This is a genomic window from Aerococcus sp. HMSC10H05, assembly GCF_001806975.1.
GTDB lineage: Bacteria > Bacillota > Bacilli > Lactobacillales > Aerococcaceae > Aerococcus > Aerococcus viridans_B.
In genome coordinates, this window is the sequence record NZ_KV786984.1 from 1 (window position 1) to 26,298 (window position 26,298).

The 26,298-nt window shown below is 37.3% G+C and carries 25 protein-coding genes; 7 read left to right on the top strand and 18 right to left on the bottom strand.

Annotated features, from left to right (window positions below):
• Positions 1-116: 116 nt before the first annotated feature.
• On the top strand, positions 117-1,115 hold the full coding sequence (locus HMPREF3116_RS04870; RefSeq protein WP_070468070.1) for an asparaginase: 999 nt from the start codon (positions 117-119) through the stop codon (positions 1,113-1,115).
• 66 nt (positions 1,116-1,181) lie between these two features.
• Here the strand turns inward: HMPREF3116_RS04870 and HMPREF3116_RS04875 are convergent, their stop codons facing one another.
• The 10 genes from HMPREF3116_RS04875 to brnQ form a co-directional block, all read right to left on the bottom strand.
• A complete protein-coding gene (locus HMPREF3116_RS04875) occupies positions 1,182-3,251 on the bottom strand; it encodes a glycoside hydrolase family 3 protein (protein ID WP_168125791.1) in 2,070 nt (689 codons plus the stop codon).
• Between the two features lie 286 nt (positions 3,252-3,537).
• Complete coding sequence (locus HMPREF3116_RS04880) at positions 3,538-3,978, bottom strand: PPC domain-containing DNA-binding protein (RefSeq protein WP_070468074.1); 441 nt, start codon at positions 3,976-3,978, stop codon at positions 3,538-3,540.
• 271 nt (positions 3,979-4,249) lie between these two features.
• Positions 4,250-4,996, bottom strand: coding sequence for a CpsD/CapB family tyrosine-protein kinase (locus tag HMPREF3116_RS04885; protein ID WP_083272768.1), 747 nt, complete (start codon positions 4,994-4,996; stop codon positions 4,250-4,252).
• A gap of 12 nt (positions 4,997-5,008) precedes the next feature.
• Entirely contained in the window at positions 5,009-5,764 is a 756-nt protein-coding gene (locus tag HMPREF3116_RS04890) for a YveK family protein (protein WP_070468076.1), read from the bottom strand.
• Positions 5,765-5,905: 141 nt separating this feature from the next.
• Positions 5,906-7,741, bottom strand: a complete 1,836-nt coding sequence (locus tag HMPREF3116_RS04895; protein ID WP_070468077.1) for a polysaccharide biosynthesis protein — start codon at positions 7,739-7,741, stop codon at positions 5,906-5,908.
• A gap of 48 nt (positions 7,742-7,789) precedes the next feature.
• Positions 7,790-8,566: a tyrosine-protein phosphatase gene (locus HMPREF3116_RS04900; protein WP_070468078.1), complete on the bottom strand. Its 777-nt coding sequence runs from the start codon at positions 8,564-8,566 to the stop codon at positions 7,790-7,792.
• A 195-nt stretch (positions 8,567-8,761) separates the two neighbouring features.
• A complete protein-coding gene (locus tag HMPREF3116_RS04905) occupies positions 8,762-9,217 on the bottom strand; it encodes an NUDIX hydrolase (RefSeq protein ID WP_070468079.1) in 456 nt (151 codons plus the stop codon).
• Between the two features lie 10 nt (positions 9,218-9,227).
• Positions 9,228-10,100: a DegV family protein gene (locus HMPREF3116_RS04910; protein ID WP_070468080.1), complete on the bottom strand. Its 873-nt coding sequence runs from the start codon at positions 10,098-10,100 to the stop codon at positions 9,228-9,230.
• Between the two features lie 92 nt (positions 10,101-10,192).
• On the bottom strand, positions 10,193-11,062 hold the full coding sequence (locus HMPREF3116_RS04915; protein WP_070468081.1) for a DegV family protein: 870 nt from the start codon (positions 11,060-11,062) through the stop codon (positions 10,193-10,195).
• A 238-nt stretch (positions 11,063-11,300) separates the two neighbouring features.
• Positions 11,301-12,656, bottom strand: a complete 1,356-nt coding sequence (gene brnQ / locus HMPREF3116_RS04920; RefSeq protein ID WP_070468082.1) for a branched-chain amino acid transport system II carrier protein — start codon at positions 12,654-12,656, stop codon at positions 11,301-11,303.
• Positions 12,657-12,914: 258 nt separating this feature from the next.
• Between brnQ and HMPREF3116_RS04925 the strand changes: the two genes are divergently transcribed.
• Positions 12,915-14,438 carry an FAD/NAD(P)-binding protein gene (locus HMPREF3116_RS04925; protein ID WP_070468083.1) on the top strand — a complete coding sequence of 508 codons (1,524 nt, stop codon included), beginning with the start codon at positions 12,915-12,917 and terminating at the stop codon, positions 14,436-14,438.
• Between the two features lie 64 nt (positions 14,439-14,502).
• On the opposite strand, the gene HMPREF3116_RS04930 is transcribed toward HMPREF3116_RS04925, so the two are convergent.
• The 6 genes from HMPREF3116_RS04930 to map all read right to left on the bottom strand — a co-directional run bounded on the left by HMPREF3116_RS04930 (position 14,503) and on the right by map (position 21,722).
• Positions 14,503-15,465, bottom strand: a complete 963-nt coding sequence (locus HMPREF3116_RS04930; protein ID WP_070468084.1) for a DNA/RNA non-specific endonuclease — start codon at positions 15,463-15,465, stop codon at positions 14,503-14,505.
• Positions 15,466-15,637: 172 nt separating this feature from the next.
• Positions 15,638-16,606 carry a GMP reductase gene (locus HMPREF3116_RS04935; protein WP_070468085.1) on the bottom strand — a complete coding sequence of 323 codons (969 nt, stop codon included), beginning with the start codon at positions 16,604-16,606 and terminating at the stop codon, positions 15,638-15,640.
• A gap of 348 nt (positions 16,607-16,954) precedes the next feature.
• Positions 16,955-17,851 (bottom strand): ribokinase, encoded by an 897-nt coding sequence (gene rbsK / locus HMPREF3116_RS04940; RefSeq protein WP_070468086.1) that lies wholly within the window; start codon positions 17,849-17,851, stop codon positions 16,955-16,957.
• 272 nt (positions 17,852-18,123) lie between these two features.
• On the bottom strand, positions 18,124-19,116 hold the full coding sequence (locus tag HMPREF3116_RS04945; RefSeq protein WP_070468087.1) for an LCP family glycopolymer transferase: 993 nt from the start codon (positions 19,114-19,116) through the stop codon (positions 18,124-18,126).
• Positions 19,117-19,157: 41 nt separating this feature from the next.
• Positions 19,158-20,765 carry an LCP family glycopolymer transferase gene (locus HMPREF3116_RS04950; RefSeq protein WP_070468088.1) on the bottom strand — a complete coding sequence of 536 codons (1,608 nt, stop codon included), beginning with the start codon at positions 20,763-20,765 and terminating at the stop codon, positions 19,158-19,160.
• A gap of 201 nt (positions 20,766-20,966) precedes the next feature.
• Complete coding sequence (map, locus tag HMPREF3116_RS04955; protein ID WP_070468089.1) at positions 20,967-21,722, bottom strand: type I methionyl aminopeptidase; 756 nt, start codon at positions 21,720-21,722, stop codon at positions 20,967-20,969.
• A gap of 237 nt (positions 21,723-21,959) precedes the next feature.
• Here map and HMPREF3116_RS09165 point away from each other — a divergent pair, with 237 nt between their 5' ends.
• The 5 genes from HMPREF3116_RS09165 to HMPREF3116_RS04975 all read left to right on the top strand — a co-directional run bounded on the left by HMPREF3116_RS09165 (position 21,960) and on the right by HMPREF3116_RS04975 (position 24,858).
• Positions 21,960-22,346 (top strand): GntR family transcriptional regulator, encoded by a 387-nt coding sequence (locus tag HMPREF3116_RS09165; RefSeq protein ID WP_246819048.1) that lies wholly within the window; start codon positions 21,960-21,962, stop codon positions 22,344-22,346.
• Positions 22,327-22,668 (top strand): hypothetical protein, encoded by a 342-nt coding sequence (locus HMPREF3116_RS09170; RefSeq protein ID WP_246819049.1) that lies wholly within the window; start codon positions 22,327-22,329, stop codon positions 22,666-22,668. Before HMPREF3116_RS09165 ends, HMPREF3116_RS09170 begins: the two co-directional genes overlap by 20 nt.
• A 107-nt stretch (positions 22,669-22,775) precedes the next feature.
• Positions 22,776-23,228 carry a flavodoxin gene (locus HMPREF3116_RS04965; protein ID WP_070468090.1) on the top strand — a complete coding sequence of 151 codons (453 nt, stop codon included), beginning with the start codon at positions 22,776-22,778 and terminating at the stop codon, positions 23,226-23,228.
• 16 nt (positions 23,229-23,244) lie between these two features.
• Positions 23,245-24,492, top strand: coding sequence for an aminopeptidase (locus tag HMPREF3116_RS04970; protein WP_070468091.1), 1,248 nt, complete (start codon positions 23,245-23,247; stop codon positions 24,490-24,492).
• Positions 24,493-24,540: 48 nt separating this feature from the next.
• Positions 24,541-24,858, top strand: a complete 318-nt coding sequence (locus tag HMPREF3116_RS04975; RefSeq protein ID WP_070468092.1) for a hypothetical protein — start codon at positions 24,541-24,543, stop codon at positions 24,856-24,858.
• A gap of 75 nt (positions 24,859-24,933) precedes the next feature.
• Here the strand turns inward: HMPREF3116_RS04975 and HMPREF3116_RS04980 are convergent, their stop codons facing one another.
• Both HMPREF3116_RS04980 and HMPREF3116_RS04985 read right to left on the bottom strand, forming a co-directional pair.
• Complete coding sequence (locus HMPREF3116_RS04980; protein ID WP_070468093.1) at positions 24,934-25,320, bottom strand: GtrA family protein; 387 nt, start codon at positions 25,318-25,320, stop codon at positions 24,934-24,936.
• Between the two features lie 8 nt (positions 25,321-25,328).
• The gene (locus HMPREF3116_RS04985) at positions 25,329-26,285 is read right to left on the bottom strand and encodes a glycosyltransferase family 2 protein (protein WP_070468094.1); all 957 of its coding nucleotides are present in this window, start codon (positions 26,283-26,285) and stop codon (positions 25,329-25,331) included.
• Positions 26,286-26,298 lie beyond the last annotated feature (13 nt).

The window sequence follows — 26,298 nt, forward strand, 5'->3', positions numbered from 1 at the left end:
CGGTTGGAGATATTACATCGTTTGTACAACCATTATGTTTAGGACAAACGCTCTGTCTTAACAGAGAGTAGTTGATGGTATAATGCCTGTAATGAATCTAAAACAAGGAGTATTTCATGACGAAGCGTATTTTATTTATATTAACGGGCGGGACAATATCGGCACAAGATTCAAAGCAAGGACTAGTTGCTGGTACCATCAATCAAGAACTCACAGATATTCTAGCTTCTTCAACACTAGACTTTTCTTATGAGCTCACTAACTTATTCTCAATTGATTCGACCAATATGCAACCTGAAAATTGGTTACAAATTGCCCAAGTCATCCAAGACCAATATAATCTTTTTGATGGCTTTATTATCGTACATGGTACTGATACGATGGCTTACGGTGCTGCAGCGCTGTCCTACTTAATACAAAATAGTGAAAAGCCAATAGTCTTCACCGGATCACAAGTTCCTCTATCTAAAATAGGAAATGATGGTGTAAAAAATATTTTAGACGCAGTCACTTATGCTATTTCTGATGACGCATATGCTGTATCCATCGTTTTCCATGGTGAAGTCTTATTGGGTACCCGGTCTCGTAAAGTTCGATCCCGTTCTTATCAAGCCTTTCAAACGATTGATTTCGCTAACCGTGCTGTTGTCCGTAGTCAAAAAGTCCTGCCGATCTTGAGACGAGAAAATGATTTAGCCTCTGTCCAATTTTATCATCATCTCAATCCACGCGTAGGTTTAATTAAATTAACACCTGGATTACCGGCTAAAGTGATTGAAGCGTATAGTCAGATGACTGATGTCATCATCATTGAAGGTTTTGGTATAGGTGGTATTCCTCAATTAGAACAATTAGATTATGCGGGGCAAATTCGCCTTGCAGTGAGTAGAGGAACGTATGTTATTTTAACAACACAAGTGCCCATGGAAGGGGCTGACTATGAAGTTTATGCAGTCGGTCAGTCAATTTTAGGTGAAAAACATATTATTGAAACAGCCAATATCACCAGTGAAGCTTTAGTGATGAAGGCTATGTGGGCGCTTGGAAACGCTACTGATTTTGCCCAGTTTAAAACGATGATTCAACAACCTGTTGATTATGATTATTTAAAATAAAAGAATCAGCTGGCCACCGATTTAAGTGGCGACCAGCTGATTTTTTGGTTTCTTGTAATGTAGTGTTTATCTTTCGTAGTTCAAGCCAAATCCATAGGTGTATTTATTCCCTTGGCTATCTTCATAAGTATATGGTCGGTCCATATATAATTCTTTATCGTAACCTGGTACATCATTAGGTGAAGCACAAATACCATGCTCATCAACTTCGACAGCTGCATCATTTTTGGGTAAGGTCAATGGTAACTTACCTGTCGGATTAAACTTACCTAAAATGATATCTAAGATGGCTTGTAGGAAGGTATTAAAACTAGCAGTCAAACCATTAGCAAGCGGTTCAATATTTTCTAAAATGAATGGGAGATCAAAATTCACGTTAATAATCGTTTGATCAACTGCTGCTTTAATGGCTTTAATTTTATCTAGATTTACATTAGTCTCGCTATGGATTTGTAAATCAAGATAAGTTGGTGTTGCTTCAAAATATGATCCTGAGATAGGCTCAACAAATAAAATCGCTATATCCGCTTCATTGTAGTCGTCCACCAAGTTCAATTCAGGGAATGTTTCACTGATTAGTTTCGGTAAAGCAGTATTAATTTCATCTGTATTTTGCGTGTTCCCAACTCGACGCCGCGTTTCCATTTCTTTTTCACTATATAGTTTCGTAAATAACTCAACATATACCTTCTTACCGGCTAATTTATCAGCAGTTAAAGGCAGTACATTGTTTTCGTTTTTCAATAAGACAACTGATTTTTGGTGTGCCTCATATGCAATGGCTTGCTTTTCTGGTGTATTGGTTACTGCCTTAGCATGATCCACATCTCGGTAAGGGTTTTCAAATAAACCTAGATCAAATAATGGTTCTAACAGTTGACTAATCAACTGGTTTACACGCCCTTCATCAACCATACCTGATTCGATGGCCTCTTGGAAGGCATCTACATCCGTTGTGCCAGATACGACATTTGTACCTGCTTCCATAATTTTAACTACTCGTTCAGTTAAGGATAAGTCTTCAACACCCCATGCCATACTGCCTAACACACCTGTATCAGAGTTTATGTAGCCCTTAAAGCCTAATTCATCACGTAAAAGTTCCTGAATAAATTGTTTATTATAAGCAAATGCGACACCTTCATCAAAACCACCTTTCAACGGTGCTTGTGGCGTTACAGATTTGTCTTCAGATGGAATTGCATAGTATGGCATGATAGCAGCCGGATTATGCTTGATAGCAGCTTTAAATGGTGGTAGATGGTATTTTTCTAACGAACCCGCTGTTGGGTAAACATTAAATTTACCTTCAGCATAGTGAGGATCGAAACCATTTTCCCGTGCTCCACCGCCAGGGAAGTGTTTGATTGTCATCGCAATAGATGCTTCATTTAACTGATCTCCTTGGAAAGCTGGAATAATCACTTCAGCAATTTCAGAAATCGCATCGGGGTTCTCTCCAAAAGTGCCAGAAGTACGGAACCAACGCGGGTCAGTTGCTGTATCCACCATATACATGTACCCTTTACGGATATTGTTCGCTAAAAACTCTTCATGACCAATTTCAGCAAATTTTTCAATGAGTGCTAGGTCATCCATTGCAGCTAGACCAAGCGTTCCCGGGAAAGTAGTAAATTCCCGAATGGATTGTTCTGCATTGAACGTAGCATCTTCATTCTCATTCTTTGAGTTTGAAATGATCGCAACTGGTATACCCAACCGTGATGCTTCTGCTATTTCTTGGATGGTATTCGTATAAGTGGTCATATCTTCCGGCTTTGCATTCTCACGTACGATTAAATGACGTAATTGGAAATCATTCAATAAAGTAGAAGTTGGATATTCATGCTTTGGTACTGGTACTTCATGATCTTTATCAACTTCAGAAATGATACCGTTGTGGCTAGTTGGTTCACCTTTTTCAACAGAAATACCCATCGGTTTATCTGTCAAAATAAACATACCAGCCTTCTCCCGGCTATTCATACGTCCAATTAAATCTTTTGCTCGTTCAGCAGATGGTAGACGCCAGTCTTCATACGGATTTAATTTACCGTCACCATTTAAGTCTTTAAACTTTAAACCGTCTATCTCAATAATGGCTTTTGATCTTGCTTGAATTGTCTTTTGTAACATCATGAACCTCCGATTAATTTGATTGAATCATTTTGCATTTTTTGCTGTAAGCTCTTACACGTCGAATTATACGCCAAAAAGATAGCGGTTTCAATAATAATTTCATTCTTCTTTAAATATAAAATAGAGCTAATTTTGTTTAACCAGCTCTTTTTCAAATTCAATATGCCTACAATATAACATTGCAATAATTAATAATTTTGATTTATTACTTCACTTCAGAAATCACTATTTTCCAAAATTATTCTATCCTTCGCTTCACTTATGTCCAAGCGTTTATTATGTCCTAATCAGCATATGATTTATTGAAATCAAATAAATTTAACCCTGTTTCAGCTTCGTCCTTAGAGCGTTCAACTTCACCAGAAATCATGTGAACAAAAATTTCACCTGTACCCGAAATTCGTGCTTCATTCAAGTGACCACCAACTACAGCCCCATTGAAACGACCAAAGGTAGCATGTAAATGACTATAGTATTCTCCATCCATCATCGACATATTACCGTTTAATGAAGTAAGCTCCAATTCTTCATGTAATTCATTTGGGCTGTATGTACGCTCTGCCACATTATATAGACTAAATTTCACTTGGTCACAGGCCCCAATACCTTGAACCGTTGCCAAAGTGATATTTTCACGTTTAGCAAGTGCTGCTAACGTAGCAATGATTTCTTCGCCTCTATCTAAACGCACAACCAAAACATCGCCAAATCTTCTATAATCCATATATTTACACTCCTTTATGCGCTAACTGATTTTATATCTTCTTCAACAAGGATAACACACTCATTTAGAAATAAAGCATAAAAGCTACTATAAAAGCACGTGCTTTTTTACTGGAAATGCAAAAAAGAGGCTAGGACAAAAATACCTCAGCCTCTCTTTGCTATACAAGAACGTTTATCATCAAGTTTCAAAAGTCAACATTGTCGGATTTTGATTCAGTGCGTCAATTGTAAACGACTTTTGTCCAGTCTTCTTGTAATATAAAATATAATTAATCTGTATCAGTTTGCCCGTAGCCGTAGCCATAACCATAACCGTAGCCATAGCCTACTTTACTTACATCTTCACCGTTATAGACAGCACCGATCACATTTGCATTCACGACATCTAAAAGTTCTTTTGTTTTTCGAACATCATTCTTATTTGCGATACCTGAACGCACAACTACAATGACACCATCAACACGTGTAGCAACAATTTGTGCATCTGTAACTGCTAAAATTGGTGGTGTATCAAAGATCACTAAGTCAAACATCTCTTCTAACTCATCAATTAATTCAGCCATACGATTTGAACCTAATAGTTCAGATGGGTTTGGTGGAATCGGACCAGCAGCTAAAACATAAATATTTGCATCAGCTACATAGTTTACTGTATCCATGATGCTTGCTTCACGATCAGTTAATAAACTCGTTAATCCAACCGTTGTATTAATATTAAATGTTTTGGCCACCGTTGGTTTACGTAAGTCAGCATCTACTAATAACACACGCAAGCCTTGTTGTGCCATTACTGCTGCTGTATTCGCTGTAACAGTTGACTTTCCTTCCCAAACACCAGATGATGTGAACATGATCGATTTGAAATTATGGTCAACCATTGAGAATTGAATATTCGTACGAATTTGACGGAAGGATTCAGAAATGGTGTCTTTTGGTTGCGTAACAGTGATTAAACTAGCGCCTCGACGTTGTTCTGCATTCATCTTGTCAAAATGTTTTCTTTTATTATTAAACAAAATTAGAACCTCCTAGACACGACGACGGTTTCTTGGACCATCTTTGACTACATTACCTTTGAATCGCGTCTCATCAACTTTACTTTTATCCATTTGTGGAATTGATCCCAATAAAGTCCATCCAAGCTCTTCCACGATATCACTACTTTTAACTGAATTATCTAACATTGCATTTACTAATTGCAATACAACCCCAGCGATTAATCCTAACAAAGCACCAATAATGATGTTTAAAACCACATTTGGGGAAGTTGGCGATTCACTAGGCTCTGCGGGTGTTACTATTGAAACATTTTCAACTTGTAATACTTGTTGAACAACTTCAGCAAAGCTAACAGCAATCGCATTAGCTAAGTTAGCCGCAACGTAAGGTGATTCATTTTCTACTGAAATTGTAAATAGTAAAGAATCTGAATCCATTGAAACAGTCACATTTTCTGCTAATTCAGTAGCAGTCATGCCTTCTGCTTCAGGAACATCAGCAATCGCAGGCTCTAAAACCAATGGACGACTAACCAATGATTGGTAAGTGTTTAAAAGCGTCAAGTTGGCTTGTAATCCTGATTGAGTGATTGTATTTTCCGTTGTAGCAGTCGCAGTATTATTTACAACAATATCTGTTGTAGATGTATATTTTGGTGTCATAAAGAAAAATGTCACTAAGGCTGCTAATACAATCCCAATAATAGTTGTAGAAATAATCTTCCAAATATTCGTTGTCAGAATATTCAGTATCTCAATTAAAGAGATTTCTTGGGTATCGTTCATCTCGTCCTCCTCGAGCAAATATCATTCTATATTATTTACTTCCTATTTGAATATATTATCATAACTATGTCAGTCTATCATACCAGTTTTTAAGTTTTCAATAAGATATTGATTTATCTATCATTTTTTACTTAATTCTCATTATCCATTTTCAGATGTTTTTGCATCACGGTGAACAAATTCAACTAATTTTTTATTTAAACTATCATCATCTACAGCAGTTAAATCCAGTGATTCAATAAATTCATAGATTTCTTCAATTGGTCGACTCTTAATTTTACCAACAAAAATCTTATCGTCTACTTTTTGTCCAGTAGTTTCATCCGTTAATAGTAATTCTTCATATAATTTCTCACCAGGACGAATACCACTTTCAACAATCGAGATTTCTTTTTCAGTAAAGCCTGATAATTTAATCATTTTCTTAGCAAGGTCTAGAATCAATACTTCTTTACCCATATCTAGGATAAACAATTCACCACCCTTTGCTTTAGCTCCTGCTTGGATAACTAAGCGACTAGCTTCAGGAATCGTCATAAAATAACGGCGCATTCTAAAGTCTGTAACTGTAACTGGGCCACCTTTTTCAATTTGCTTCTTGAATACAGGAATAACAGAACCACGTGACCCTAGTACATTACCAAAACGTACCGCTGCAAATTTAGTATGAGATGATACTTTATCCATACCCGTCACTAACATCTCTGCAATACGTTTTGAAGCCCCCATCACATTTGGTGGATTATTTGCTTTATCTGTAGACACCATAACAAAGACATCTACATTTGCATTTTTAGCCGCATTTGCAACATTCATTGTGCCGTAGACATTATTTTTTACAGCTTCAGTTGGGTTAGCCTCCATTAGAGGTACGTGTTTATGTGCTGCTGCATGGTAGACAATATCTGGTTTATAAGTTTGCATGATTTGCTCAATATGATCTTTATCTTGCACATCTGCAATTATTGGAATAACACGTGTATTGGGTAAATCTTTTTGTGCAAATTCTTGGTTAATTAAGTAGATTGAATTTTCTCCATGACCTAAAAGATAAATCGTCTGCGGTGAGAATTTAGCTACTTGACGACAAATCTCAGAACCAATTGAACCACCAGCACCTGTTACTAAGATATCTTTACCTGAAATTTGGCGGAATGCGTCTGTATCATCAAGTTCAACTTCTTCACGACCTAACAAGTCAGAAATTTCAATTTCTTGAGGACCAGATACTGCATCCATTTGATAGCCTAAAAGTGTTTTTTCAACTGAAGGCATCTGACGAACGTCTACATCATATTCAATACCCCAATCTAAAATTTTTTCAATTTTTTCACTTGGTAAAGTAGGTGCAGTAATAATGATATTTTGCAAATGAAATTGCTTAATAATATCTGGAATATCATCAACTCGTCCTAGAATACTTAAATTATCCATCTTCTTATGCAAAAGATCTTTATCGTCATCCACAAAACCAACAAAACGATAAGCCACATCGTTTTTAAATTGTTTGAGGAAGGTATTTCCTCCTCGGCCAGCTCCGACAAGTAGGGTCGGTTCAAAGACCCCTTCACCATTTGGTAAATGATCTCTACGATCCATTGTGAAACGCCATAATGCACGTGATATAAATGTTAATACTATAGCGAATACAGTTAATAAAAATACTAAACGAATGGAAAAATTCCTATAAATGATAGCTGCAGACGCTAGGGTTAAAATGGACGCAATAAAATGGGTAATCAGTAAATCTGACGCCCCTTTGAAACTCATATAGCGAATAATCAAATTGTAGTTTTTTGTGGCTAGACTAGCTAGTATATAAGCAATGAAATAGATAGTAGATAAACCTACAGTCATTGACACGGTTAAACCTACAGAAATCTCAAGTAGTAAATATGCGACAAAACCAGCGACGAATATTGATACAAAATCAGCAATTGCTAGTATCGAATATTTTTGGTATTTCGAAAAATTCATTTACGCGTTACGCTCCCAACTAATTTCCTTTTTTAACAATACAACATACTAAAACAAACCAAAAAATCTCTTTTTCCGTTTTGGTTGATCTAAAACAAAATTGCTAATCATGGGATCCCCATTCACTAAACTCTTCGCATTGGCTTTGAAATCAAAGACAATGCTCGTCCCATATTCTGCTTGCAATTTATTAAAGGCCGCTTCCATATTAAACCCTCTTGGTCCACTTGGTCGATGCGCATCTGAAGCTAGCATATGCACAAGGTTCTCTTCAATCAATAAGCGACTCGTTTCTGCAACACCAGATCCAAATTCACCTAGATACGATGCAGCTGTTAATTGTGCATAACAGCCCATATCAACAAAGCGTTTTAAAATTGCTGGCTTTTCAATCATTTTTTGATTTCTTTCTGGATGAACGATAATTGGTCGAATATTACGGGATAACAAATCAAAGAAGATTTGTTCTGCATAATGTGGGACTTCATGGCTTGGAAATTCAATTAAAATGTAGTGCCCGTCTAAATCTGCAAATAAAATTTCACCTTGATCGATATGGTCCAATAATTCCCCATGAAGTCTTACTTCTTGACCCGGGAATACAATCAAATCAATGCCTCTACGGTCTAACTCTATTTGTAATTGACCTACCGCTTCTTCAACTTTACGCCGGTCATTCACAAATACCGAATTACGATGGTGAGGTGTTGCTAAGATGTGCGTGATACCTTCACGGACAGCAACATTCGCCATTTCCACAGCCATTTCTATATCTTTTGCCCCATCATCTACGCCAGGTATTATATGATTATGGATATCTATCATGACATTCCCCCCTTTTTCAATTGGTAAATATGGCTTTAAAATCGCTAGGTACATAAAAAAGATCCAGCATGCTTGAACCTTTTTGTAAATGCAGCATGCTGATTGCTACAATATGCTATATATACCGATTATATATTTAAAAACAGTAAGGTCATCTTACAATTTCACAACAAACATTTATCACTATTCTATACTCTACCGCTTTTCAACCTTTTTTAAAACACCATTTTCGTCATATACCAATTTCATATCTATCGTAGCGGTGGTATGGATTAATGCTTTAAGGAAAATACGGTCTCCTTCCCAAAGGGTTAGGTCAAAAATTTTGTCTTTATCCACCCAAGCTAAGTCGCCTTCTCGCGTTTCCCCAACCGCATTATTTTCTAATTTTCCAGTGTATAAAAAGATATACATAGGTTCTTGATTCGCATAGATAAAAGTGACTACACCTCGGAAAACAGTTGTACTCAAGGCTTGTCCTGATTCTTCTAAAACTTCTCTTTCCAAGCATTCCATTGGCGATTCACCATATTCAAACTTACCACCAATACCAATCCATTTACCATGATTGATATCATTCGCTTTTTTAGTACGGTGGAGCATCAAGTATTGATCAAGATCATTTTCTAAATAAATCAGTGTTGATAACATATTACCTCACTTAATCTAAATCAGCATCGACCAAAAAGCCCATACCTAGGGACCCTTTACCTGCGTAAACTCCTATTACTGGTGTGAGGTACCGGATGATAATCTCTTCATTTGGATAACTTTCTAAGAAATAGTCTCTGAATGCTACAGCTTTATCATAGGCATCGCCATGGGCAAAACCTAAATGTAATCTATCACCAAATTTTTCGCGTGCTTCTTCATAAATCTTCAACCAAGATTTTTTGATTTTACCTATAGTTCGGATTTTTTCGTATAAATCAACCGTACCATCATCTTCAAAACGTAATACAGGGTAAATTTTCAAGACGGCACCAATAAAAGCTGAGGCGGCTTTTACCCGTCCACCTTTTACCAGATTATTTAAATCTTCTACAAATACGAAAATTTCTGAATCTTTAATCATCTGATTCATTGCTGGAATAATTTGCTCAGCTGTGTAACCAGATTCAATTAAACGAACCAGTTCTTTCACTTCATGTGCGATAATAATTGATACTGCCTTCGTATCAATCAAATGCACTTTAATTTTATCTTCATACTCTTGCATTATCATACGAGCTGTTTGAAAGGTACCGCTTAATTTACTAGACATAAATACGCCATAGACTTCATCGTAACCCTTGGCAACTAATTCATCCATAATTTTGTAATAATCCGTAGGTTCTGGTTGAGAAGATGTTGGTAGTTCATCTACGTTGACCATTTTATGATAGAAATGTTTCATACTAACCTCATCGGTAGTATCATCCATCACTTCGCCATCCTTAAACGCAATTTTTAAAGTTACCTCGTATACATCTGGATGATGCTTCAACTCATCAGGCAAACTTGCTGTACTATCCACAATTATTGCTGATCGCATTCTGTCTTCCTCCTTGTAACACTTTGTGCCTTGTGTTTATTCAAGGTACATTATAGCAAAAAAAATGCGATAAATCGCATTTTTCTCGAATATTATAAGTCAGCATCCACTAATAAAAAGATGCCAATTGATCCATTACCCACATGCGTCCCTACTACTGGCGTTAAGCCACTAACAGAAACTTGAGATATATCTATATCGTCAGACATATTGCCAACAATATTCAAGGCGCGTTCTAAAGCATTAGAATGGGCAATAGCTAGATGTAACCGATCACCGTATTTGGCATGCGCAGTTTGATAGATCGCCTTAAATTTTTCTCTCATTTTACGTTCAGTTCTGATTTTATCAATCACTTCTAATGATCCAGCTCTATCAATTTTAATTAATGGGGTAATTTTCAATAAATTACCAAAGAAAGCGCCAGTAGCTGATAAACGTCCACCTTTGACTAAGTTATCTAATGACCCCACCAAGATATAAGTTTCACTTTCATCAGCAACTTGTTTTAGAGCAGGTACGATAGTATCTGCAGTATAACCTGCTGCTAGTAACCGTAAACACTCAGCTACTAAGTGTTGTGAGACAGCTGATGTCGACTTCGCATCAATCATATGGGTGGTCACTTGATCGGTAAACGTTCTTGACACTGCTTCTAATGAAGACAGCGTGCCACTTAATTGACTAGCAATCACTATGCCGTACACTTCTTCATAGCCGGCTTGAATGATTTCTTCATATAGGTCATAAATTTGTCCGTTTGTAGGTTGTGACGTTGTTGGTAATGTTGTCATATTTTCTAATTCATTGTAATAATCTGAGATCACTTGAGGGTCACTAGAATCTTCGCGCACTTCCCCATCAGGAAAAATGACACTCAATTTTATTTGGAATACATTCTCTAGACTGCTTAAGTTTTCTGGTAAAGTTGCTGTTGAGTCAACGATAATTGCTGTTTTCATATTTATGGCTCTCCTTAAAAAATACATCATTGTACAAAAAATGGTGTCAACATAGTTTACCATGACCTCATGATTAAAAAAAGAGTAAGTTTTAACAACTACCCCTTTTCCTAGTTACCATAACTAGATGATGTATAAAGTTTCATAAGCACTACTATAAAGCTTAGAAACGATCGTTAAATTTTTGCAAATAAAAAAACACCTCACTTCAAATGAAGAAGTAGAGGTGTCGTCGTTTTTAACCAGCTTTTTTCTCTTTTTCAGTAAGCATAATGCCAATAACAAGCCCAATAAGTGCTGGAACTAGCCAACCAAATCCATAAGCATAGAATGGCAGAAACATTTCCGCAAAATGACCAATAGCTTCCCCACCGATTGCATCAAAAATACCTTTGGGTAGAGTTTTAATGAAATCGAATAAGGCTGCAAACATTGTAAAGATCGTTACCCAACGATAAATATGCTTGCTGGTATAAATAGGTTCGCATAAGGCGATGATCACTAGCGAAATCGCTAATGGGTATAAGAACATCAACACAGGCGTTGATAAGCCAATAATCGTGGTTAATCCAACATTTGAAACAAGGAAGGATAAGACTGCAAATAAAATGGTCCACTTCTTTAATGATAATTTATTAGGGAATAGTTCTTCAAGAGTTTCTGCACAAGCCACTATTAAGCCAATCGCTGTTTTTAAACATGCAAAGACCATAACGATAGCTAAAATGACTGAGCCAGCAGTTCCAAAGTAATGTTCGGTAATCATGGAAAGCGCGATACCGCCATTTTCTTGCACATCAATAAAGCCACGACTTTGTGTACCTAAAATAGCTAAGCTGAAATAAATTAAGCCCATTAATATCGCAGTTAACAAACCGGATTTTACTGTTGAACTGGCCAAGTTTTTAGGTTCATCCACGCCTAATTTACGGATTGAGCGAATAATAATGATACCAAAAGCCAATGCTGCCAATACGTCCATCGTATTATAACCTTCCAAAAACCCTTGGAAAAAGGCTTGATTTGAATAGCTAGCAATCGATTCAACTTCACTTACGCTTATTTCTGGCATCGTAAATGCACGAACAAAGATAATTGCTAAGAAAATAAGGAATACGGGATTTAAAAACTTACCAATATAATCCATGATGTTTGATGGACTAAGGGACAAAGCCAAAGCAACACCGAAAAATAAGGCTGAGTAAATCAATAACGCTACAGGCGAACCAGCAAAACTAGTCGTTGCAAATCCAACTTCAAAAGAAACAGAAGCTGTTCTTGGACTAGCAAAGAATGGCCCTATGGTTAAATATAATGCCATCGTGAAAAAATAGGCATATTTTCTTGAAATTTTACTCGCTAATTCAAAAACACCATCTGAGTGTGTCATCCCCATAGCTGCTACGGCTAATAAGGGCAGTCCTGTTGCTGTGATAATAAAGCCTAGACTTGCTTGCCAAACATGGTCACCGGCCATTTGTCCCATTAAAACAGGGAAAATAATATTGCCGGCCCCAAAAAATAGGCCAAACAAGGTCGAAGCAACGACAATGAGCTCACGCATTGTCAATTGTCTATTTAAATCTGGTTTCATAAGTGTAACTCCTTTTCGTATTCAACAAAAATACCATATTCTTGGATAGAACAACATTATCTTAAGATAAAATTTAGAAAATTTTAATCCTATCCTCTTTTGACTTGCAGATATTTTATGGGGATTTTGCTTCTTAGACATAGGAATATGCTATAATTTATAGCGGTAATAGGAAGTAGATAATATATTTGAATGTGATCAAATATATATATGCTTTCTTCTTCAGCACAATTTTTAACAAGATATAAGGAGACCATTATGAACATTGCTATTGTGGGTTTAGGTGTAGCTGGAAACGGCAGCTTAAAGGCCCTGATTGATTTTCAAAATCAACACCCTACTCAACCACTAACCATTGATATCTATGATGAAGCTGGCCACTTAGGTCACGGCTTCCCCTACCAAGAGGATGACGATAAACTGATCATGAATTCTCTAGCTAAAGATTTATCCATCGATGCTAATAATCCGCATGATTTATTAGATTGGTTAACAACGCATCATCCAGACTACTGTGATCCGTCTGCTTTCATTCCTCGCGCTATGTATGGTGCTTATTTAAAGGACCGTATGGCAACTTACTTAAACAATGACCATGTCCGTATCCACCACCAACGTATCCAAGATTTACAAGTCGTGGATCAAGTTGGGCAGCCCATTACTGGAAGTCAAGACAATCCTTACCATTACCAAATACAAACAGCTGATGGTCAGTGGCAAGAAACGATTTATCAAGCTGTTTTCTTAAACATTGGACACCCACCCTATGCTGATCACTATCATTTAATTGGTTACGATGGGTATATCCATGACCCTTATCCTGTCAGCGATAAACTTGACGTTCTTGACCCAAGTCAAAAAATTGGTATCATTGGCTCTGGTTTAACTGGTCTAGATGTTATGCGTTACCTACAATACCATTTTGCTGGTCAACTTGCGCGTTCTATTACCTTTTTCACGCGTTCGACACCATTTTCTTCCGTTAAACAAGGGCCATACGACGGACATATTCAAGCGACCTTTAACTGGGATTGGATTAAAAGCCAAAAGGCAGCCCACAATGGATATATCCCTCTAGCAAATATTTTAGAAACTTTTATGGCAGATATGACTGCTAACGATGTCGATATTAAACGGGTAATTGATCGATACGGAACTGGTTCAATCACTGAAATTCGTCAAGAGTTAACACAATATGACCGTGATTTACAGATATTCCAAATCTATACCAGCATCATCACCCCTTATCTTCCTGATATATATATGGGTATGTCAGTACTTGATCGTAATACCTATAAACAAGAATATTTAGACATTTTTGAACATTTCCGAACCCAAATGACCCACGAGGCCCTACAAGATATTATTCAGTGGTATGATGAGGAGAAGGTATCTATTAATGATAAACTCACCGATATTAAACCTCATAGTGATGGGGGATTTGAAATCATCTTTGAGAATGGTTCAAGTAAACATGTGGATATCTTAGTCAATGCAGCAGGATTTGAAAGTCAATTGCTGCCAGCAACTGAACAAGATACATTCATTAAAAATATGGTTGACCGTGACTTATTTACCCCCGCTGTAGACGGCGGTGTATTGGTAACTTGGCCCAAGGGACAAGTCACCTCCCAACGATTTGCGACACACGAAAACCTATTCTTAACCGGCCGTTGGATTATGACCACACAATACGGCAACAACAATGCCCAAATGTCTTTTGCCTTTGGACAACAAGTCGCTGAGCAATTTTTAGAGCGACAAGTAAACGCGTATAAGTAAATGCATTAATAAATAAAAAGTCTGACTTGATCGCAATACGCTTAATCAAGTCAGACTTTTCATTTTATACGGCTAATTGATTTGAGCCATCTTTATAATCAATTTCAATCCCTGGTTGAATATTTGGAATGTAGACATGGAACTGTAATTCACCATCATCCTCAATCGAATAAGCTTCCATAAAAATACCTCTTGCTAACAGTTCACCCCCCATAAATAAGGGAGTAATTCGGTAGCGTACATGATACTCACTATCTTCGATATAGGCAGCCACATAGTTTTCAAATGGTAACATACCCTCCACATTAAAATAACGGGTACCAGTCATCAAATTCAACAAATTATCTTGTTGGCCAGTTAATTGAAAGCCAATGAGGTGACTACGGTTATATAACCAGCCTGAGGATACAATCTCATAACGATTTTGTTGCCATCCGGTTGGTGTAACTGACGTCAATGCTTCTCGTGCTGTCGACTCAGCCGGCATCAAATCTACCCCTAACAAGGCATTAGCTGTCGTCACTCGACCCAAATCATCCAATGGACCATATTGTTCCCATGATTCATCAACCGCTGTCAAATCAGCATCAGTGAATACCGGAATATTTCCATTTACTTCTACATAAGCTTGCCCCTCTGGTACGTCAGGTGGGTTCTGGTGGTAAAGCTGGTCTAAATCACCAGCCTCTTCAGCTGATGAGGCTCCCTGTCTCACCTCAAGCTTAGACCCTCTTTCAGTTTGACTATCCACTGAAGTACTTTCTTCTATGGCACTATTCTCATGGTCATTCTTTTGCCCCTCATCCGCCTGCTCAACTCGTGAATGTTCAGAGGTTAACTGGTGGTCCTCTAAAATATCTTGATAGATTGATGAAGTTCTAGATACTTCCTTAGCAACCCCTACCGGCTCAGACAATCGCTCTTCCGCCATTCGATTGCCAACCCAAAGAAATAGGATCAATCCAGCCAATAACAGCATGGCAAATACACGCTTATTCGAAGGCTCATTCTGTCTTCTTCTGGCCACCAATAACACCTCTCTCTCAAAAACTGCATCCCTAATCATACCACATTTCTTTACTTATAGGGAAAAGGACTTGCACATTCCAAGCTGGCTATCAAAATGATGATATTTTTGCATTCAAAAAAGGACTGCAGTTTCTGCTACAGCCCTTATATATTTATTATTGGAATTAGTTTTAGTCACCATTGTAAATTGTTGGTACAATCATGTAGTCAACTGTACGTAAAGCACCTAGGTCACGACCACCTGCATATGAAATACTTGATTGTAAATCTTCTTCCATTTCACGCAATGTATGCCATAAGCTACCACGGCTTTCAATCAACATTTTCTTACCTTCCACATTTTTGTAGATACCTTTTTGGAATTGAGATGCTGAACCAAAGTACTCTTTATAAGTAACACCATCTTGCTCTACAGTTTCACCTGGTGATTCAACGTGGGCAGCTAATAATGAACCAATCATTACCATAGATGCACCGAATCTTACAGATTTTGCGATATCTCCATTTGTACGGATACCACCATCAGCGATAATTGGTTTACGTGCTGCCTTAGCACATAACTTAATCGCTTGTAATTGCCAACCAGCAGTACCAAAACCTGTTTTGATTTTAGTAATACATACACGTCCAGGTCCAACCCCAACTTTTGTAGCGTCCGCACCTGCATTTTCTAAGTCACGAACGGCTTCAGGCGTTGCAACGTTACCTGCAATGACAAATGTTTCTGGAATTTGTTCTTTAATATATTTAATCATATCGATAACAGTCTCTGCATGACCGTGTGCGATATCAATTGTAATATAGTCTACTTTTTCACCACTTGCTTTGATTTCATCGATGAAAGTATATTCTTCTGGTTTTACACCCACAGAAATAGACGCAAATAAACCTTCAGCATTCATACGTTTAATAAATGCCATGCGTTTTTCTGGTTCAAAGCGGTGCATAATATAGAAGTAACCTTTGCGGGCCAATTCTTCAGCTAATGCTTCATTTAATACAGTTTGCATGTTCGCTGGCACAACTGGTATTTTAAATTCACGACCGCCAAACTCAATTGATGTGTCTGCCTGGCTACGACTTGTAATCACACATTTAGCAGGTATTAATTGGACTTGTTCATAATCAAAAGTTTCCACGAATTCAACTCGCCTTTCTCTCTATCAATAACTTCAACAACAAATGGTGTCCGTAAACACCAATTCGTATTCTACACACTTACTTTCTCAATTGCAAGCTTTATTTCGTCGCTTTTTTGGGCATTTTGTCAAAATACAACAGTTTTTTGCTACTTTTTATATATCAAACGCGACTATAAACGAACATTAACAAGTTAATAACATATGAATGTTATCAAATCCAAATTTTAAAAATAAAGGTCCATAGAATTTATATTGAAATACGAACTTTTAATCTGATAATATTTTTCATCAATAAAAAAGGGACTGAACGACAATCAGCTCCCTATTTCCACTAAAATATGTATGTTATACTTGCCAGTTTACATTGAATTGCTTGTGCGCTTTTAATGTGTCAAGCGTTGGCATGCCCCCTTGCGCACCAAATTTTGAAACAGATAATGAGCCTGCAATTGCGGCAAATTGAATAGCATCTGTTAAGTTATTCCCTTTTGATAAGGCAACTGTAAGTGCTCCTGAAAAAGTATCCCCAGCCCCTGTAGTATCTACAAGCTCGCCTTTAATAGCAGGAACATGAACAGGCTGATTACCATCATGATATAAGACACCGTCTCCTCCAAGGGTGATTAACAGTTGGGTTGGATACTGCCCTAGCAATTGGTCTGCTTCCACATCACCAAACATTTCCTTAGCTTCTGTTTCATTTGGTAATAGATAATCTACTTTCTTCAAATAAGACGGATCAATTTCAATAAAGGGTGCTGGGTCATAAGTCACCTTAATATCATGCTTATCTGCAAGGTCAATCAAATATTGAATTGATGGCATAGGGATTTCATTTTGAATGACAAAATAATCGCATGCAAGCAAGTCCTCTTCCACAGATTTCAAATAGTCAATCGTCACTAATTGGTTAGCGCCTGGAACATAAACGATGGCATTATCCCCTTCGAAAACAGTAATATGTGCAGAACCAGTCGTCGTATTTTCGATGGTTTTCACTGCTGAAACATCTACACCATTATCTTCTAGGTTGGCTTTTGTTTCCTTACCAAATTGATCACCACCCACACAACCAAACATCTTCACCTGACCACCTAATCTCGCAGCAGCCACTGCTTGGTTAGCACCTTTGCCACCATAAGTTGTCTCAAAGGCTTCTCCATATACAGTTTCACCCTGCTTAGGCACACGGTTTGTTGTCACAACAAAATCTGTTGAAATACTACCAATCACACCTATCATCCATTATTCCTCCTCATCATTGTCTATTGACTTTATTATACTTGAAAAATGACCTATTCACCGTATTTTTAATCAAAAAAGAGAGGCCGGGACAAAAATATCTCAGCCTCTCTTTGCTAATAAGAACGTTTATAATTGGGTGCCAAAAGTCAGCATTGTCCGATACTGCCCAAATGTCTCCAATAATATTTCATTATTGTTCGCCTTTTGGTTCAGTAGGTCAATCCTAAGCGACTTTTGTCTCACCTTCACCATATTTTAAATCATACAGTTTAATCTAGCTCTAGATGTGATCTAAGTTCTGCTGATGTTTCTGAAATTTGTGCTTCAGATAAGATATTGTAGTAAATGCCTGTAGACATATCACCTGTACCAACTAAGGTAGTGGATGTTACATTTTCAGAATCTACTCGATAATTTAAGCCCAATTGTGTCATCTCTGAAACTGTTAAATCAGTTGTGACATTCGCTTGCACAGTCTCCATAAGGCTTCCTAAACTACCAATGTTTGAAACATCTGCATACTTGTCTAAGATAGCTAATAAAACTTGGCGTTGACGATCAGCTCGCCCATAGTCACCATTTGGATCATCATAACGGTTACGGACATAAGCTAACGCTTCAGCACCCGTTTCCAAAGTAATTTGACCTTCTGGGAAGGTATATTCATCTTGTGAAAAAGTGAAATCATTGTACAATGATACACCACCAATCGCATCAATGATGTTCATCATACCTGTCATATTTACTAGGGCATAGTAGTCAACCGGTACATTTAACAAGTTTTGAACCGCATTAATTGAACCTGATGGGCCACCAGCCATAGCATATGCCCCATTAATCTTAAAGTCTATATCAGAAATGTAGGTATCACGAGGAATAGACACCATTTTTGCCGTTTTAGTATTTGGATTGATTGTTACAAGAATCATCACATCTGTATTTTGTTCACCAGTCGTTCTTGAACCACCCGAGTCCATACCCATTAATAAAATAGACACTGGTTCCTTATCCGAAATAGTTACCTCTTTATCACGCACTTTTTCTACTGGGTCTGCACCATCCGCATCTGCTGGTTGGTAAATAGCGTCTGCAGTTTGATTGATACGATAATAAGAATATGCAGCTACGCCACCGCCAATAATTAAAAGTGCTAACAATACCCAACCAAAACACCCCAAGAAGCCACGACGTTTTTTACGGGGTCTGTCCTCATAATATTCCTCTCGTTGACTTCTACGATGGCGACTTTCTCTGTTTGCCATGTAATCCCTCCTCCTCAAAGATAACTATTGATTTTTTAATTTTATTCACTTACGGTATAATCTTCAACCGGCGTTTCAGTAACTGATTCTTCTGAAATAACTGGTGGATCTGAGGTTACTGATGATTCTTCTGGAATCGTTGTGGATGGTGAAGTTGTTGGTACACTATCACTTTCTGCACCCGTTTCCGGTACTTCTTCACTATAAATATCAGGGTAGTTCGTCGTTTCTGAATAAGTATCAGCATAATCATAAGTGCTAGTTGCATCTTCCACGCCCGTATTACCATAACTATCTAAGTCGTCACTAGTCATTTCACTTACAGAACCACTAGGATCAAAACCACCAGTAATATAAGCTAACAAGTCATCATCTAAACTTGTTGGAATGGTTTGATCATCCTGTTCATCAATCAAGTCTGTATTGCCCGTTGATGCTAGATAATCATTAATTGAATAACCAAATATATATTTCACCAGCTCATTTAGGTCTTCTCTTGTATATATACCTGGTTTGATGGCCATCTCATCATCTGATAATACACCATCCCAATTTAAATCAGATACTGGGAAGTAGGTAGATTCAACACCAAACTCTACAGGATAAACCACCACTGTATTCGTTCCTTCATAGTCTATATTCTCTTGCATAATAGACACGTTCTCTAAACGTGCTAACTCAGGAATTAACATATAGTAGCCAAAATCAAGATTTAAATCGACATAATCATCAAAGACTAATTTATTCAAGTTATCCATAGCTGGTAAATATTTAGACTGTAAGGCAAACATATTATCTACCGTTACGTTTGTTTTCACATCATCGCCAAGCACATCTAATATATCATTATAATTCGTAATTGTGCCTAAGGATATCACCTTATCCACTACAGCCTCGATTAACTGTTGTTGGCGTTTCTCACGGCCAATATCACCTTCTGGGTCAACTTTACGCATCCGCACATATTGCATGGCTTCTAAGCCAGATAAGGTTCGTGTTTCCCCTTCAGTAAAGGACACTTCATTTTGTGTAAAGGTTAATGTTGGCGTGATTTCAACGCCCCCCAAAGCATCAATCACATCCATAAATCCTTGCATATTGACATTTACATAATAATCAATAGGGATATCCAAGTAACGTTGTAGGGAGTTAATTGTTCCTTCAATCCCGTCATAATTCATATAAGCATGGTTTAATTTATCAAACTCGTCCGTGTCACTTTGAACACCTAAGGCATCTCTTGGAATTGACACAACAGTTGATTCGTTGGTTTTTGGATTAATGGTAAACACCATCATGACATCCGTGCGTGTTTCCTCAACATCTTCATAGTAGAGCGCCCCACTATCTATACCAGTTAATAAAATTGTGATGGGCTCGCCATTTTTTAATTGCGCATCCGCATCACGAATTTTTTCTGCGTTCACATCCTCATAGATATTAGAACCAAAACCTGAAATATCTGCGTATACCTTAAACATAATCAAACAAGCCACCACAACTAATCCTGCAGTACCTAAAATCCAATAGGTTTTCTTTTCTTTAGGTAACCATTTTGAGGAAAGCAATGCGTTTATATTGAACGCTTTGTTCCTTCTACTATCACGGCGACTAGGACCATTTTTTGGTTGATTATCTTGCTTTGTCATAAGCGCTCCTCTGGTGAATTATTGGGAAATTTGCTATTTTTATAGCATAAAATTGTTAAATCATCTTGTGCAAACTTAGGCAATATATATTATAGCACAATGAAAATTTACTGCATTGGGATTTAAACAATCTTAATAATTATTTATGCCAAAAAACCATTAAGTTTGATTACTCATCCCTTAATGGTTTGTTGATGACGGTTAGTCTTTTTGTTGGGTTAAAATAATTGGACCATCTTCTGTGATTGCTATGGTGTGTTCATATTGTGCTGAGCGTCCACCATCTATTGTGCGTGCTGTCCAGCCGTTAGCATCCATTTTTGATTGCCATTTACCAGTATTCACCATTGGTTCAATGGTAATCGTCATCCCAGGCCGTAACCGTTGCCCTTTACCTGCTACGCCGTAATGAGGTATTGATGGGCCTTCATGCATCGTTGGTTGAATACCGTGACCAACAAACTCACGTACAACAGAGAAACCTTCCCCTTCAACATAGGATTGAATAGCCGCACCAATATCACCAATACGGTTACCTACACGTGCTTGGTCAATACCTAATGCCAGTGCTTTTTTTGTAACGTCCATTAAACGTTGCCCTTCTTCATCCACTTGACCAATACCATAAGTCCAGCAAGAGTCAGCAAAGTATCCATCTAGGGATAAAACTGTATCTACACTGACAATGTCGCCATTTTTTAAGGCGCGATCAGGGAATGGAAAGCCATGACAGATTTCATCATTAATAGATATACAGGTTACGTACTCATAACCTTCAAAGCCCACTTGTTCACGAATAGCACCAGCTTCAGTAATCTTCTTATCGAAAAAAGCTTCTATTTCCATTGTGGTTACACCAGGAACCATCATTGGACGTAATTGCTCATGAATACTAGCTAGTAAAGCACCTGCTTTTTTCATCGCTTCTATTTCACGGGCAGATTTTAATGTTATCATTTACTCTCGTCCTTCCTTTATATTCACATTCATTATACCTTAAAATCAAACGGAATAAAATGAATCCATCCCCCTGATAACATGTAACCGTTTTAATTTTTTTATAACTTTTAATGATAATATTTGCCTTTTTCTCTTTTAAACTGGTATGATTAAGTCAGTAAGAAAACTTTTTTGCATATTTTAAACAGGCAAATATGAAATGTATCAACCAATGGCCTGAGCGAGGTGAATGGCATGGGAAAAACACAGAAACTAGAACAAGTTGCCTACTTACACATAAAGGATCAAATCCTTAGCGAAAACTGGAAGACGGGCTTCCATATTGTTGAAGCTTTTATCTCTGAAGATTTAGATATCAGTCGTAGTCCGATTCGTGCTTCTCTAAGTACGCTAGCGGATGAAGGTTATGTCGACATGATTCCATATCGCGGATTTTTTGTAGCTGAAAACCCGCCTAAAATTGATTTTGTAGCCCATCGTTTACGTTACGTACTCATCATTAGCTATAGAATGTTAGACCAAATGATTAAACAAAAGGTAGATGGTGAAAAATACCGTCCCCTTCTAGAAGAAAAAGTAGCAGCAGTTAGAAAAGCTTACGATGAAAAAAAACTTCGATGACTTTTTAACGACTAGCGAAGCCGTATTGAAAACCATATTAGATATCGGTAACCATGACTTCTTAGTCAAAGAAGCATTAGAATGTTCTCGAACTGTTATGACGGCAATTTTGGAAAGATACCAATCTGATGAACCTACTGATTTCATTTTAGATATGTATCCATTCATGATGTACTTAAGTGATATCGTACGGTTGATTTCAGAAAACCGTTTTGACGATGCTCGTGTATTATTTGAGATCATTTTTAACTATTTAAAAATGCAACTACCCAAAGAGACTCAAATGGCATTTGAACATATTGATAGCTATCGATTGGCTTAGACAATTGTTTATATACTGAATGAAAGCACTCTATATCGTAAAAGAGTGCTTTTTTTGCTATAATTTTAATTAGGAATGAAAACTATAATTGAAAGGAGCGAACCATATTGCCAAAAGCACTAGTTACCTTTGCTTCTTTAACGGGAAACGATGAAGAAATAGCAAATATTATGACCAAATCCCTAGTTCATTTAGGCGTAGATGCACGTATGGTGGAATGCCAATCTGTTTATGCGACCGATTTTCTAGAAGAGGATATCTGTGTTGTCGTCACCTATACCTATGGTGCTGCAGCAGATTTACCGGATGAAATTTTAGACCTTTATGAAGAATTGGCGGATGTAGACCTCACTGGAAAAATCTTCGCAACATTAGGGTCTGGTGAATATGACTACGAAGCTTTCTGTAAATCTGTTGATGATTTCACCTTACAATTCAAAAAAGCTGGTGCGATCCAAGCTGGTGAAGCTGTGAAAATTGAATTATATCCAGAAGAGGAAGATATTCCCGCAATTGAACAACTTGCTCAGCAATGTGTAAGCACCTACCAACAACAATAAATATTAGGAGGATTTAATCTATATGGAAAATTTTGACCAATTATTAGACAAATATGCAAACCTATTAATCGAAAAAGGTATTAACGTACAAAAAGGTGACAACGTAATGATTTATATCGCTGTCGACCAAGCCCCTCTAGCCCACTTCTTAGCAAAACATGCATATGAGAACGGCGCTCGTCGTGTACACTTCACTTGGAAAGATGATTATACTAACCGCTTAGACTTTGAATACCAAACTACAGAAGATTTAGCTGAAGTTGCAGACTACACAATCGCTCGCCAAGAAGATTTGATTTTAAATCAAAAAGTATCACGCCTTTCAATCGTTTCTGGAGACCCAGATTTATTGAATGGTATTGACTCAAGTAAAATTGATACCGTTCAAACTAATCGCGGTCAAAAATTAAAAGTTGTACGTTCTGCAACAATGAATGATCAAGTTAAATGGACCGTTGCAGCGGCTGCAGACTTTGGATGGGCTAAACATGTCTTCCCAGAATTAGCGAATGATAAACAAGCCGCAACAGATGCACTATGGGATGCGATTTTTAAAGCTAGTCGCGTATACGAAGATGATCCAGTGGAAGCATGGAATAAACACCGTGACTTACTAGATGAAAAAGCACAAAAATTAAACGATAAACAATTTAAAAAATTGCATTATAAAGCACCAGGCACTGATTTAACACTAGGTTTACCTGAAGGACATATCTGGGTATCTGCTCAAAGCTTTAACCCTGAAGGCTCACCTTTCATTGCCAATATGCCAACTGAAGAAGTTTTCACAGCACCGAATACAAACGTCATGGATGGTTACGTCACTTCAACCAAACCACTATCTTACGCGGGTTCAACAATTGAAGGCATCAAAGTAACCTTTGCAGACGGTAAGATTGTGGATGTTACTGCTGATAAAGGGGAACAAATCATGAAAGATTTAATCTTTAATAATCATGGCGCCCAAGGATTAGGTGAAGTAGCCTTAGTACCACACAAATCACCAATTTCTCAAAGTAATTTAACCTTCTATAATACTTTATTTGATGAGAATGCTTCAAACCACTTGGCAATCGGTGCTGCTTACCCAACTAACGTTAAAGGAGGCACTGACATGTCTGAAGAAGAATTACAGGCAGCAGGCATTAACCGTAGCCATGTCCACGTTGACTTCATGATTGGGTCTGCTGAAATGGATATCGATGGCATCGATGCAGATGGGAATGTGTTCCCTATCTTCCGTCAAGGCGAATGGGCTTTCTAATGATCTAACCGTAATTTACTTTTATAAACAAGTTAAAGGAGGTTAACCATGTCACACGACCCTAAACACAACGAAAAAGATTTGAATGAACTGTATAATCGTTTGAAAAACATGGACCGAAAAAAAGTTGAGGAAACCTTGGAATATCTAGATAAAGGGTCTCCCAAATTAAACTGGTTATATATCACACTCGCCGTAGCCATTATTTTTCTTTTGATTTGGTTGATCACGATTATGAACCCCCATGAAGATGTAGCACCAACAATTGATAAAACTGAAGAAATTAACATTCAAATCCAAGAGATGGAATCTCGTATTGAAACACTAGAAGGTCAAGTAGACAGCTTAGAAGAAGCAAACAATTAATATAAACAACAAAATCGCTACCAAGCACCTAGGAAACTAAGTACATTGGTAGCGATTTTTTGATAATTGGAAAAATTATTTTTCCAACCAAATTTTTCTTGAGATGAAATTCCAAGCCATAACAAGTAATGTGGCCAACACCTTAGCAATAATATAATGTAGAACGGTAATTTCAACAACAAACCACATAAAGACCTGATTAAGTCCAAGTCCGATTAAAGATAGCACAACAAAAATGAATAATTCTTGGTGCTTTTGCCCTTTTCCATAACGGCTAGCAAAGACATATTTCATTGAAGCGATGTAATTAAATACTGTTGCCACCGTGAATGCAATGGCCGCGGATAGTAGATAATGGATACCTAGGAATTCTGTCAATACTGTTAATACTAGGAAATCGAGAACAGTAGCTATGATACCCACGAGCCCAAACTTTATAATTTGAGAGATTAAATTTCGCATCCGACACCTTATTTCTCTTCTATATCTGACTTGTTCGAAACATCTAAATCCGTATCCTTGATAATATAAATAGGTCGATTCTTCGTTTCTAAATAAATTTTACCCACATATTTGCCAATAATACCAATACAGAGAAGTTGGATACCTCCTAATAATAAGACTATAGAAGCCAGCGATGGCCAACCTTGTGTTGGGTCACCAAATATTAAAGTTCTCAATACGATAACAACGAGTGATAGCACAGCAATGACACACGAAATCACACCCATGTAGGTTGCAATTGATAAGGGGAGATCTGAAAAGTCAGTTATACCTTCAATCGAATAGCGAAAAAGTTGTTTAAAAGACCAGGAAGTTTCGCCAGCCACTCTTTCTCGATTGTTATAGGTTAGATATTCGGTATTAAACCCTACCCAAGTAAATAAACCTTTTGAAAATCGATTATACTCAGTAAGCATTAGAATTGCATCCACCATTTGTCTGCGCATCATTCGAAAATCGCGTGCCCCATCAACTAGTTGTGCATCTGAAATTTTATCCATTAGTTTATAGAAAGTTTTTGCTAAAAATGAACGAGTAGCTGACTCGCCATTCCGGTCGATTCTTCTAGTTCCCACACAATCAAGTTCAGGATTATTATTTAGCATCATTAACATTTCCGGCAATAATTCTGGTGGATCTTGTAAGTCTGCATCCATAATCGTTACAAAATCACCACTTGCTTTTTGTAATCCCGCAAACATAGCAGCTTCTTTACCAAAATTTCTAGAAAAATCAATAAAATGCACATTCGTAAATTGAAGTCCTAATTCTTTAATTTTTTTAATGGACTCATCTTGAGATCCATCATTGATAAAAATATATTCAATCGGCTCATTAAGATATTTTTTTTGGCTCTCTATAGCCTTAAAGAAAAGTGGTATAGTTTCTTCCTCGTTATAACAAGGCACAATAATTGTTAACACTGCATAAACCTCT